At 49.5% G+C, this 11,706-nt stretch carries 12 protein-coding genes; 3 read left to right on the top strand and 9 right to left on the bottom strand.

Annotation, left to right across the window (positions count from 1 at the left end):
- Window positions 1-4: 4 nt before the first annotated feature.
- The 9 genes from BN1247_RS01435 to BN1247_RS01395 all read right to left on the bottom strand — a co-directional run bounded on the left by BN1247_RS01435 (window position 5) and on the right by BN1247_RS01395 (window position 8,465).
- A complete protein-coding gene (locus BN1247_RS01435; protein ID WP_054948787.1) occupies window positions 5-1,408 on the bottom strand; it encodes a sigma-70 family RNA polymerase sigma factor in 1,404 nt (467 codons plus the stop codon).
- Window positions 1,409-1,627: 219 nt separating this feature from the next.
- A complete protein-coding gene (locus BN1247_RS01430) occupies window positions 1,628-2,089 on the bottom strand; it encodes a threonine/serine exporter family protein (protein ID WP_054948786.1) in 462 nt (153 codons plus the stop codon).
- 12 nt (window positions 2,090-2,101) lie between these two features.
- Entirely contained in the window at window positions 2,102-2,869 is a 768-nt protein-coding gene (locus BN1247_RS01425) for a threonine/serine exporter family protein (protein ID WP_054951438.1), read from the bottom strand.
- A gap of 364 nt (window positions 2,870-3,233) precedes the next feature.
- A complete protein-coding gene (locus BN1247_RS01420) occupies window positions 3,234-4,010 on the bottom strand; it encodes an SDR family oxidoreductase (protein WP_082415738.1) in 777 nt (258 codons plus the stop codon).
- Window positions 4,007-4,702: an IspD/TarI family cytidylyltransferase gene (locus tag BN1247_RS01415; protein WP_054948785.1), complete on the bottom strand. Its 696-nt coding sequence runs from the start codon at window positions 4,700-4,702 to the stop codon at window positions 4,007-4,009. The genes BN1247_RS01420 and BN1247_RS01415 overlap by 4 nt, the downstream gene beginning before the upstream one ends.
- 322 nt (window positions 4,703-5,024) lie before the next feature.
- Window positions 5,025-5,285, bottom strand: a complete 261-nt coding sequence (locus BN1247_RS01410; protein ID WP_147675151.1) for an Ig-like domain-containing protein — start codon at window positions 5,283-5,285, stop codon at window positions 5,025-5,027.
- Window positions 5,286-5,436: 151 nt separating this feature from the next.
- Window positions 5,437-6,384 carry a hypothetical protein gene (locus tag BN1247_RS01405; RefSeq protein ID WP_054948783.1) on the bottom strand — a complete coding sequence of 316 codons (948 nt, stop codon included), beginning with the start codon at window positions 6,382-6,384 and terminating at the stop codon, window positions 5,437-5,439.
- Window positions 6,385-6,551: 167 nt separating this feature from the next.
- A complete protein-coding gene (locus tag BN1247_RS01400) occupies window positions 6,552-7,484 on the bottom strand; it encodes a RecB family exonuclease (protein ID WP_054948782.1) in 933 nt (310 codons plus the stop codon).
- 273 nt (window positions 7,485-7,757) lie between these two features.
- Window positions 7,758-8,465, bottom strand: coding sequence for a M50 family metallopeptidase (locus BN1247_RS01395; protein ID WP_054948781.1), 708 nt, complete (start codon window positions 8,463-8,465; stop codon window positions 7,758-7,760).
- Window positions 8,466-8,826: 361 nt separating this feature from the next.
- Here BN1247_RS01395 and pxpB point away from each other — a divergent pair, with 361 nt between their 5' ends.
- The 3 genes from pxpB (at window position 8,827) to BN1247_RS01380 (ending at window position 11,629) form a co-directional block, all read left to right on the top strand.
- Window positions 8,827-9,561: a 5-oxoprolinase subunit PxpB gene (gene pxpB / locus BN1247_RS01390; RefSeq protein WP_054948780.1), complete on the top strand. Its 735-nt coding sequence runs from the start codon at window positions 8,827-8,829 to the stop codon at window positions 9,559-9,561.
- A 72-nt stretch (window positions 9,562-9,633) separates the two neighbouring features.
- Entirely contained in the window at window positions 9,634-10,398 is a 765-nt protein-coding gene (locus tag BN1247_RS01385; RefSeq protein ID WP_054948779.1) for a LamB/YcsF family protein, read from the top strand.
- A 1-nt stretch (window position 10,399) separates the two neighbouring features.
- Window positions 10,400-11,629: a 5-oxoprolinase subunit C family protein gene (locus BN1247_RS01380; protein ID WP_231633075.1), complete on the top strand. Its 1,230-nt coding sequence runs from the start codon at window positions 10,400-10,402 to the stop codon at window positions 11,627-11,629.
- Window positions 11,630-11,706: the final 77 nt, after the last annotated feature.

Genomic DNA, 11,706 nt, shown 5'->3' with positions numbered 1-11,706 from the left:
CCTATCACACCCCGTAAGAGACTTCTGGCCAAAGCCAGTCGTTTCGTTCGTTTTTGCGCCCGATAAGCTTACGTAATCGATGCAGCGCTTTCGCTTCGATTTGACGGATGCGCTCTCGCGTCAAGCCGTGCAATTGCCCGATCTGCTCAAGCGTTTTTGGCTGATCGTCGTGAAATCCAAACCGTTCTAACAACACATCGCGTTCTCGTGGTTTTAAGTAACTCGTTAGCGCTTGCTGCAAGCGCTCGCGAACGTCGCCCCTCTCGATTTGTAACGATGGATTCGCGTACGCATCCCCATAATCGCCGACGAGCGCGTGCGTATCTGCCGACACAAACTGCCCGAGTTGACTGTCTCCATCCCCGTCGGAAACGTCTTGTTCGAGGGAGGGCATTGTCAAAAAGCGGTGGTCAATGAGTTTGGCACGTTCATATGTGTCCGGGGAGATGTCTAGTTCCTCGCAAATGGCCGCTATATTCGGCTCCTGCTGCTTGATTAAGTACGACTGTTCCGCCCGTTTGATCTTTCGTACCGTTTCACACATGTGCACAGGAATGCGAACGAGGGTGCCAGTATCAAAGATTGCTCGGGTCATGCGCTGGCGGATCCACCAAACGGCATATGTAGAAAACTCCCTACCCTTAGACAGGTCGAACCGCTCGATCGCTTGCATTAACCCGATCTTCCCTTCGGAAACGAGGTCGTCGATCGCTAAACTGTGCGACATGTAGTTCTTATATCTGATGGCATATTTATACACGAGCCGCTCGTTATTTCGAATGAGTGCCTCTAAGGCGTCTTCTTCCCCATGAAGGAGGTAGGCGCGTAGGAGCATGTCGTTGGTCGCATATTCGTCCATGCTGTTCTTTTTTGAATGATGAGCCCCTTCGACGGCTTCGTTCCTACTGGCGACGCCCCCCTCTCGAATGGCGACAGTTTCGCGACCTTTGTGGGCACCGCTTACAGCGACGTCGCAGCTTTTGTGAACACCTGCTTCGATATTTGGTTCGATACTTGCCTCGATACTTGCTTCATTTGTATGGCTAGCACCCCTCACTTTGGACACACGCTGGGGCTGCCAGTCGAGCGCAAGGATGTCATCTAACTCTAAATCGAACGCGTCGTAGACCTTTGAAGCGGAAGCTTCTGTTTCTTCCATTGCACTCGGGGATTCTTCTGAACTGTTTCGCGTCGTATGAATATCATTTAAGCGTAACTCGCCACTTTTCGGCTGATCCTCGGCAATATGCATATATCCCTTTTCCCGTAAAAAAGATATTACATACGCCGCGTCAACTTTTACACCGATCATTTGCTCGATTAGGTCTCGCGCCTCGGATAAACGAATCTCGCTTTTATCTGGGTAATAGCTTTCAAACGATTGCAGTTTAAAAAGTAAATGTTGCATCATCCCAACCTCCAGTCAGTCGCTTGGTCGCGTCACGTTGATGTACACATGTTAACACCCCCTACCTGTCAAAGTCGGTCAGCGAACACCAGTTCGAATCGAAGGGTAGAAAAAAAAGCCTCATCGAGATCGCTGATGGGTGCTAATGGGTATTGCTAATGGGTGTTGCTGATTTTGCTGATTGGTATTGCTGATTGCAAAGTTGTCCATACTGCTAACCTAAACACGCCGCTTTAACGCTTCTTTACTCTTAAGCACCAACTGCACGAATACTTCGGCAAAAACGAGCCCCATCGCAATAGCGCCGGAAATCATGAATGCTTTGGCCGCCAAAGGGATCGCCGCCAAGTATTCATTGCTCGCCGCATGGCGCATCGTATCGTAGGACAAGCCCCCGGGAACGAGTGGAATAATGCCGGCGACACTGAAAATAATCACGGGGGTTCTATATGTTTTAGCCATTACGTGCCCGATTAAAGCGACGGCAAAGGCGCCGACGAAAGAGGCTTGCACGGCGTCGACTCCCGCATCGACGAGTAAGATGTACGGAACCCAGCCAACGCTGCCGACAACCCCACACTGGAGTAACGATTTGCGCGGTGCATTGAATATAATCCCGAATCCCATCGAGGCAATAAAACTTAACATAAATTGTATAAGTACATGGAGTAATTCGCCCATTCATACATCCTCCTACACCGCATGAAAAGAAAAAATAACCGCCACTCCCGCGCCGATCGCAAAAGCTGTGAAAAACGCCTCAGCACCTTTCGACAGTCCGGACACAAAATGCCCCGCCATTAAATCGCGCACCGCATTCGTGATTAAAAGCCCCGGCACGAGCGGCATCACGGAACCGATGATTATTTTATCGAGTTGTTCGCCAACGCCGTATGAGACGAGCGATACCGAGACGATGCCGATCACGAGCGAAGCGATAAACTCGGCAAAAAACTTCACCTTTGTAAAGTGGTGAATGATCAATAAAGTAGAAAAACCGATCCCGCCGACGCATACAGCGGAAAAGAAATCGCTCCACACCCCTTTAAACATGATTAAAAAGCAGCCGCTCGCGAGTGCAGCAGCTGTTATTTGCAGCCAAATAGGGAAGGATAAATTTGCGGTATGTAGTTCCGTTAACGCCTGATACGCTTCTTCGACCGACAACTCACCGCCCGCCATCTTTCGCGAGATGTGATTCACCCGTGCCACTTTTTCCAGATCTGTAGAGCGCTCGTTTATTCTTGCGAGATGCGTCGGATTGTTTAAACCTTCGATCGACAAGATAATGCCGGTCGGTATGACAAAGGTTTGGGCATTTTTTATGCCACAAGACGCCGCCATCCGCGTCATCGTATCCTCCACCCGATACGTTTCCGCGCCGCTTTGCATCATGATGCGCCCCGCGAGCAGACAAACGTCAATAACCTTTTGCATCGGGTCAGTGACTTCGCTCTGCATCGCGCCTGTCTGTGCCCTCCCCATCATCTTACTTGGCGTACGGCCTGTCTTTTCACTTTGTATTTTGCCTGTGACGTCTTTTTCCATACCGTCCATGTTCACCCCACTGTTACCCCCACTTCTCACGATACGGGGAACATCTTCGCTGACGGATTTATCTTATAGTATCTTCCCGCGTTTCGCAATGCGAGGACGGCAGAACAGGAGACGGTCATCGGGACTAACAGTCCGGCTAATAGTAAAAACACCCGCACCACACGATGAAGCGGGATGTTTCATGGACAGTTTTTTTATTTTTTTACAAAGAAGGGGATCAATCCCCCCGTTCACGTAGGATTAATCCCTCGCGATTCATTTCGCTCGCTTAACCGACAACCGATTCTTTTGTTTTTAGCCCGGACTCTTCTACTTCGGAAACGTCCGTGGCATGGACGGTCTGTAAGAGAGGCTGCTGTCGAATGACGACGTTTTGCCCGTCTAAGCACATGCCGTACTCGGAAATTAAGCTGTTCACGACTTCGGCGACGTGCTCGGGCTGCATAATTTTCGATTGATCTTCGTCAGGCGCGAGCGTTCTGCGCAATTCTGTCGCACATCTTCCCGGAGACACACAGTACACTTTGATCCCGTACTCCATTAACTCGTCTGACAACGTTTGTGACATACTAATGATCGCCGCTTTAGAAGAAGCATAAGCGAGCCAACCGGGGCGCGAACTAGAACCCGCCGTCGAAGCGACATTTAAAATCTTTCCGCCGGTCTTTTTCATGTATTTCACGACTTCTCGCGTGAGTAGAAACACGGAGTGGACGTTAACTTTGTACGTCGTCTCCCAGTTATCGACCGTCGTTTCCAGCAAAGACTTCGGTTCCGCATACCCTTGGACGTTCAGCAGTAAATCGATCGTCCCGAACTCTTTCCCGATTGCCGCTACTTTTTTTTCGACGTGATCATAGTTTGTTAGATCGATGCTATCGGCGTAAATGTTCTTGTTCGGGTTCATCAGTTTGACCGTCTCGTCCAACCCTTTCTGACTACGCGCCAGTAACACAATGTTGGCGATGTCGTCCCGCTGACTTAAGGTTATGGCGATGGCTCGTCCGATCCCGCGGCTCGCACCTGTTACAATACACGTTTTCATGATAATTTGCTCCTCCCCAACACAAAGTCGCTGTAGATAATTTCGGCAATTTTTCGATCGAGCGGCTTCGTAATTTTAATATTGTACTCGGTTCCTTCGAGAACTTTAATTTTGCCGCCGTTGTATTTGAAAAATAGACTTGCGTCTTCGGTAAAATGTTCTCCCTCCGCGCGGGCCTGTTCGTGGGCGGCAAGGAACGCCTTTGCATTAAATTTCTGCGGTAACTGTATGTTGATCAGCTTGTCGCGTTCCAAGTTTTTCTCGATGTACGCACTACCTTCGAGCACGGTAAACGGAATATCGAGTCCGTAGGTTGCGTTTTCGTCTGGACAGTTGATCAGTTTCATGAACTCATCCTTCGTAACGAAAGGTCTCACAGCTTCATGAACGACGACCGTGTCATTTGTCACGTGTTTTAATGCAAAATACGTCGATTCTTGCCGCGTGCCACCCCCTTCAATCACTTTAATCGGTTTGGTAAACTGGTAACTCTTAATAATTCGCTTCGTTTCAAACAGGTGGTTTTCCGGTGAAGGAATTATAATCTCACTTATTTGTTCTATCGTTTCTAGCTTTTCCAAGACGTGCACGATCGTCGGTTTTCCCCCGAGTAATAAAAATTGCTTCGGAACGTTCATCTTCATCCGCGTGCCAATACCGCCAGATAATAATATAAAACTAATCTTTTTCATCGTTTTCGCTCCCGTTGTTGTTGCTTCTTATTTGTCACTTAATGTCATATCACATATTATAACGTTTTTTTTGTGGCGTAAGATTCAAATGACGTCCAGTTCGACAAAATCATTCGCCTGCGAAATTGTAAGTTCACAAAAAGTACTTCTTTTTAACAAAAATAGGTTATCAAAAGGTAACAGTCTTCGATCGGACGATAACAGATCCACAGAAAAATGGTCCGCGAAACGTCTTATACTATTCTTCCCATATTGTTTCTCCTAAATAAGACGTCCCGCGGGAAAGAAAGGTTCCATGTATGAAAACTGTTTTTATGATACTTCACGTTTTGTGACATGATCTGATAGCTTTCACTTTTACTTTTAATTTTATTTTCACTATCGCCGTCTTGCTCGTTTGGCTTTTCACCAGTTTCGTCTCAGCAGCCTTTGCAGTCACTGCCAAGATTGCGCCCGCCTTTTGCGCCTTTATTTTCACCGTGAAGTTCTCTTTTTTGTCCGTATTCGCCTTACCGAGTACCGTTTTCCCCCACTTTACGGTAACTGTCGCGCCAGCGCGCGTCTTATGTGTTTCCTGCCGCAACAACAGATGTCCCCAAAATGGTTACCGTGGCCGATCAAAAAAAAAGCGACCCCTCGCTCCCATTTTTTCGTACCTTTATTCAGTGTACGCATGTGAGAACGAGGGGCCGCTCACAGTTTGTCGTTAACTGTTTGGGCTGTGTAATATGTTGTTAAAAGATGATCATTTCATCTTTAGAGGCTTGCCCGCCGTCTTTTAGTTCCTTATATTGCAACAAGATGATCGTCTCTTTCGTTTCTTCCAACTGGCCAATGTTGAGCTTCACCGACTTCACTTCTGTGTTTTCGTCGATGTTACTAAGGTCCATCTTGCTCATGTCAATATTTGCATCTTCCAGCTTCCAATAGAAAGCGTTCCAAGGACCCGTAATTTTTTGATCGGGGGAGGCTTTCAAATCCTTACCGCGCTCGAGCTCTCCAAGATCCGTCTTCACTGTGTCTTTCTTTAGATCAATCGCGATATTGTCGATTAGGCCTGTATCCGTACCTTTAATGACGATTTGATTCGCCGACTTTTTCACCGTAATCTTACCCTTACCCGTTTGGTTAAGAGTCGACAGTTCGTCTAACTTCAAAATTTGCTCGTACTCTTCTTTCGTTATACCAAAGTTTTTGTGGTAGGGCAGCGGGTTCGGGTGATGCTTTTTCATATAATCGTTGAACCATTGCGGATCCTTGGCAACACTCGCTTCGAATTTCTTCGTGATTTTGTCCATTTCCTTTGCGACGTCTGGCGACACGCCAATCTCCATGACTTTCACGTCAAATTCTCCGTCACTTAACAACTCGTCAACGGACGAAATATCTTTCCACTCAGGTGTTTCCGTATTGGGTTTATTTTCAGCGGACTTGTCGTCTTCCTCCTCGTCCGCGTCGTCTCCCTCGCTAGCGTCGTCAGCATCTTCGTCACTGTCACCGTCGCGATTACCCGCTGAATCTTCCTTTTTTGCCTTTTCCTCTTTTTCCTTATCCTTCGATTTCTCCTTTTCCGTCACTTCTTTTTCCTTGTCTACATCCTTCGGGGCCGCGTCATTTTTGCTACAACCTACAAACAGTAGCAGCGCCAACGCGATTAGCCCGAATAAAAATCGTTTCCCCATCGATTTCCGCCCTTTCGAACCTTTCTAACTATGTATTTTTGACACATCTCTTACCATAACATTTTTAACTCCAATATCCAACACAAAATTCCCATCCGCTAACGCCACGGGCGGGCGACACACTAATTTCGAGGAAATTCATATTCTCAAAGTTTTCTCATCTCATCCTAAATAGCGTCATCACAGATTTCCCGGAAGTTACAGTAACGGCACGTGCGCTGGGACGGTTGTGGGGTGAACTGTGACATCTCTTTCGGCCGATTCCAATACTCATCGGCTAATAATCCCTTCATTTCTGCCACGCTCTGTTTGATGTGATCTTTCACTTCTTCGATTTGCTGTGCGGTAACGTCGATCGAGCGACTTTTGCCACTTAGCAAGTATTCCGTTCGTAATTCCATATTTTCAAAAGGAACACTATAATTCTCATGCACGTAAAGAGCGTATAAAAAAAGCTGCTCGTCGTCGCTTCCGTTTACCCTTCCCGTCTTCCAATCGACGATGACGACATTCTCCCAATCTCGTCGATACAGCAAGTCTATTTTCACATATACTTTCGTCTCGTCCACAAGCATCGTATTCATTTTTTCTCGTTCAACGACTTTCATCTCGTTAGATTTAGTCAGTTCGGAGAGTGTCCGACTCGCCAACAAGTTTTCGAGACAGCTGTGCTGCCGCTCTTTGATGCGGTCGATTTTTTCCTGACGGATGCCCCCGTCATAATACATTTCCACGAGCATGTTCTGTCGCTTCGGCTGCTTTTTCCACAGCTGCTGATCCAACGATTGGACATATGCGCGGTTCAACATCAATCTAACACCGTCATGCAAGGTGGTAAGTGTTGGCAATACGTTGTGAGTGACCCATTGATCGATCACGTGTTCACAGGCACGGTGGACAGCAGTACCAAAAAGTAAGTAAAGATTCGTCATTTGCTTCAGGCGGTAGGCCTTCATTTGTAGTGGGGTAGCTAATTCTACTAACCAACCGTTGTGCGAGGCATAGTAATGATAGTAGTACTTCCGCAAACATTCCTGAAACATTTGCTCCCGCGACTGGGAAAACGACCATTCTGGGTACCGTTTTATTTCAAATGCCATCCTCATCCGTTACGAAAAACTTACAAGCGGTTGCGTGTTTTCCAGTAACGGCTCCCTCCTTGTTCAGTTGTATTTACGAGAAGCCCTTCTTTAAAACCGCTTAAAGCGTTTAAATGCTTCATCAATAGTAAAGATGGTTTTTTAGACTAGATGTTGTCATGCCTTCCAATGCCATCTGCGACTACTCCGCATCGTACAGTCTAGTTACTTATGGGAACCACCGGTAAAGTGCCCGCGGAACTGCCGATAAAATTCTCGCGCAAGTGACGGGCATTACTCCGTATAAAACGGATCCGCTGGTTCAGCCGTCTGTGGACGCGGTTGCGATCTTGGAACGATCAGTTTAATTGCTAAATAACCGAGCACCACCGCTTGCACCAAAAAGAGGACGCCCCACAAAAACGTCGGGATCCCGGTCAATTGTTTTAATATCGTCGCATCGCCCGCCGCATGGGCGCGAAATAAACTGAGATAAAAAATGTCAAACGCAGACAGTACCGAACTAGTGAGTTGCAACGTCAGCAAGGCTAACGTAATCGTCGCAAAGTTGTCTGTTTCTTTTTGCCTTAGCAGCACGACTAAAAGCGCGATAAAAACGACCAACCACACAATGCCATAAAAGTTGCGTACCCATAAGACGAGGTTAGCAGTGGCAAAAATGAGTAATATGCTAAGGAATGTTTTATACTTTTTCATCCGCCATAAAAAGGCAAAAACAACTGCTGCGACGGAAGAAAACACATATCCGGCGAGCCCTGTCCACAATCGCCCCCAAAACGAGAACGCACTCGCCACCGTCACGCCTTCCGTATTGGAAAACAGCTCAATGCGGTAGACGGTCCCGTTCGTCATTAGCACAGTTAACGCGTGACCCGTTTCGTGAATCATCGTGTCAAACACGCGCAGAAACGGTCCGACGACAGGTAATTTCATCAAAATGATTGTGGCTACCACGATAAAAAAAACTTTTGTACCTTTCACTGAACCAACCCCTTAAAAAAACAGGTCCCATTGCAGAAAAGTGCGGGACTCTACGTGCGGCATCGCCCCCTTAAATGAAAGCGTCGGTCGGTGGATGCGTACGCTTATGTGGCCGACCACATCGGGAACACATGTGATCTCGTCGCGTGTCGTGCGTTATACTAATTCTCCACCGGAACTGCATACGATAATAAGAGCAAACCAACTGCTTGCGGGATGCGCTGCGTCCATGTGTTGGTCCCATTTGTTTGATTATACCAAAATGTTGTTGCTCCTTCCATCCGGGCGTTTAATGACTAGCCCGCCCAAGTTGTTTTACGTTACACATGATGTAACTAGCAAAAACGCGTGGTGAACGAGTATGTTTCAAATTAAGCCGTTAGGCGATTGCGGTCTACACATGCAATTCGGACATACGATTTCAGAGGAAACGAACGCGATCATCCGTGCCATGTCCGCTCTATTGGAAACAGAAAAAATTAGCGGTGTCGTCGAATGGGTGTCCACCTATACGTCACTTTCCTTGTATTATGACCCGTATACGCTTACTTACAGCGAACTGTGCAATATAATGCATCAGCTTTGTCAGCGATTAGCACACGCCGAACAGCCACCAGCGCTAATCATCGACATTCCGACGTGTTACGGCGGCGACATGGGGCCGGATCTCCCGGCCGTCGCCCAGCATAATAGCTTGGATGAGCAAACGGTCATCGACATACACGCAGGAACGCTTTATTTTGTTTACATGATCGGCTTTACGCCCGGTTTTCCTTATTTAGGGGGCATGTCCCGCGACATCGCCACGCCGCGCCTCGCTAACCCGCGGACAGACGTACCGGCCGGTTCCGTCGGCATTGCCGGGGAGCAAACAGGCATCTACTCGCTAGCATCCCCCGGTGGTTGGCGCATTGTCGGGCGCACGCCGTTAAAATTGTTCGATGCGGGGCGAACACCGCCAATGTTACTTAAAGCGGGAAACTATTTGCGGTTTATCCCGATTTCTACTAGCGAATTTGCCGACATTGCACACGCCGTAAGCGAAGGTTCGTACAGACCGCGCATCGAAGCGTGGCACCACTCACGCGGGGGATGAGCACACGGGGATAAGACGCACGGAAAAAATAGGGGTAAGAGCTGAAAAAAAAACGGGATGGGGGTCGGTCGAATGGCGTACAGTGTCGATTTAAACAGTGATGTCGGAGAGAGCTTCGGCGCTTACAAAATCGGGCGAGACGAGAAAGTGTTACCGTTTGTCACGTCGGCAAACATCGCCTGTGGCTACCACGCGGGCGACCACAACGTCATGCGCCGCACGGTGGCGTTGGCAATCGCACAAGGCGTCGGGTTGGGAGCGCATCCAGGACTGCCAGATCTCATCGGTTTTGGACGCCGCCCGATGCAAATTGCCGCAGGCGACGTCTACAACTCCGTCCTTTATCAGGTCGGGGCACTACAAGCGTTTGCCACAGTACAGCAAACGCCCCTCCATCACGTGAAACCGCACGGCGCCCTTTATCACACGGCTGCGACAGACACCGAAATAGCCGCAGCGATTGCCCAAGCCGTTTACGACTTCAATCGGGAACTGATCTTATTCGCCTTATCCGGCAGCGCTTTAGCCAAAGCGGGAACAGACGTCGGGCTCACCGTCGCCGAAGAGGTGTTCGCCGACCGCACGTATCTGCCTGACGGCACACTCACTCCGCGTACACATCCGCACGCGCTCATTCGCGACGCAGACACGGCCCTCCAGCAAGTCGTCCGCATAGTGAAGGAAGGGACGGTACACGCCGTCGACGGTACAATTATTCCGATCCAAGCAGATACGGTTTGTGTGCACGGCGATCACCCGTCCGCCGTACAGTTTGTCAAAAAGCTCCGTCACGCGTTAGCGGCGCACGACATCGCGGTTAAGCGGGTGGGGCGGTAAGATGGCACATCACATAAACGCGCCGCTGACGGGTAGCATGAACCGCAACGAACGAGAACGAGCGGTTCACACGCGTAACTGTCAAGCTACTTACTCGCATAAACATCGGTCTGTACACATACACAACTGCCAAGCGGCTCACAGCGGTAAAAGACGACACCGCGGCCAGACAACCCGACCGGCGCACACCTCACCCGCTCCGCTGCTAGAGGTGCTAAAACCCGGCCTCCTTACTACGGTGCAAGACGTCGGCCGTTACGGTTACCAACCATACGGGGTCGCTGTTTCAGGGGCGATCGATCCCTTTGCCTTACAGGTCGGCAACATACTCGTCGGCAATCACCGCCAGGAAGCAGCGTTGGAAATTGCCCTACTCGGACCACATTTTCGCCTACTTCGCGATTGTACACTCGCAGTATGCGGGGCCAACTTGTCGCCCGCACTCGACGGCGTGCCACTCCCGCTGTGGCAGTCGTTTCGCGCCAAGGCGGGGCAAGTGCTCAGCTTTGGTCAAGCAAAAAGCGGCGTATATGCCTACGTCACCGTACGCGGCGGGATCGACGTGCCGGTCGTCATGGGCAGTAAAGCGACGTATGTCAAAGGGCAGTTTGGTGGATGGAAGGGGCGAAAGTTGCAGACGGGGGATGTACTATTCGGTGGAGTTGCTGTTAACGAACCGGGTGTCGGTCATACGGACGACACAAATCACGCCCTTGATGGTGGTAGACGTGGCAGGCGCAGCGTTAAAGAAAAGACACCCAGCCGCTCGAGCCGGTCATTACATCCTTCGTACATCCCCGACTACAACGCAGATCGGGCTATTCGCGTCGTGCTCGGTCCCGACGACGACCATTTTACTACGGATAGCATACAAACGTTTCTCACACAGCTGTACACCGTATCGCCGCATATCGATCGAATGGGCTACCGACTGACAGGACCGCGCCTGATCCACCGAACCGGCGCCGACATCATCTCCGACGCGGTAGCACTCGGTACGATTCAAGTTCCGGCTAACGGAGAACCGATTGTGCTAATGGCTGACCGGCAGACGACTGGCGGTTACGCGCGCATCGCGACCGTCGTATCCGTCGATTTACCGCTCTTAGCACAACGACCGCCCGGCCGTTCGGTGACGTTCCGCGCGGTGAGTGTGGAAGAGGCGCAAGTGTTGTATGTGGAGCGGGAGAAGCTGCTGCGGATGCTCGGTGTCGGGGCAACGGTTGTTTAAATCGTTGTCCCTTGCGAAATATCGCTACATCACCTTGCATCTAATTTGGAACATCCTTCCCATTTTCTACTATTAAG

This window comes from Numidum massiliense, assembly GCF_001375555.1.
Classification (GTDB): Bacteria; Bacillota; Bacilli; order Thermoactinomycetales; family Novibacillaceae; genus Numidum; species Numidum massiliense.
The sequence above is the reverse complement of the archived record's forward strand: the minus strand, read 5'-3'. Positions and strand labels throughout refer to the sequence as shown.

Coding starts and splice junctions, on each gene's coding strand:
- BN1247_RS01415 (WP_054948785.1), bottom strand. CDS start 4,702: ATGAAAAAGATTAGTTTTATATTATTATCTGGCGGTATTGGCACGCGG.
- BN1247_RS01425 (WP_054951438.1), bottom strand. CDS start 2,869: ATGCAGAGCGAAGTCACTGACCCGATGCAAAAGGTTATTGACGTTTGT.
- BN1247_RS01380 (WP_231633075.1), top strand. CDS start 10,400: ATGGCACATCACATAAACGCGCCGCTGACGGGTAGCATGAACCGCAAC.
- BN1247_RS01420 (WP_082415738.1), bottom strand. CDS start 4,010: ATGAAAACGTGTATTGTAACAGGTGCGAGCCGCGGGATCGGACGAGCC.
- pxpB (WP_054948780.1), top strand. CDS start 8,827: ATGTTTCAAATTAAGCCGTTAGGCGATTGCGGTCTACACATGCAATTC.
- BN1247_RS01385 (WP_054948779.1), top strand. CDS start 9,634: ATGGCGTACAGTGTCGATTTAAACAGTGATGTCGGAGAGAGCTTCGGC.
- BN1247_RS01430 (WP_054948786.1), bottom strand. CDS start 2,089: ATGGGCGAATTACTCCATGTACTTATACAATTTATGTTAAGTTTTATT.
- BN1247_RS01405 (WP_054948783.1), bottom strand. CDS start 6,384: ATGGGGAAACGATTTTTATTCGGGCTAATCGCGTTGGCGCTGCTACTG.
- BN1247_RS01435 (WP_054948787.1), bottom strand. CDS start 1,408: ATGCAACATTTACTTTTTAAACTGCAATCGTTTGAAAGCTATTACCCA.
- BN1247_RS01400 (WP_054948782.1), bottom strand. CDS start 7,484: ATGGCATTTGAAATAAAACGGTACCCAGAATGGTCGTTTTCCCAGTCG.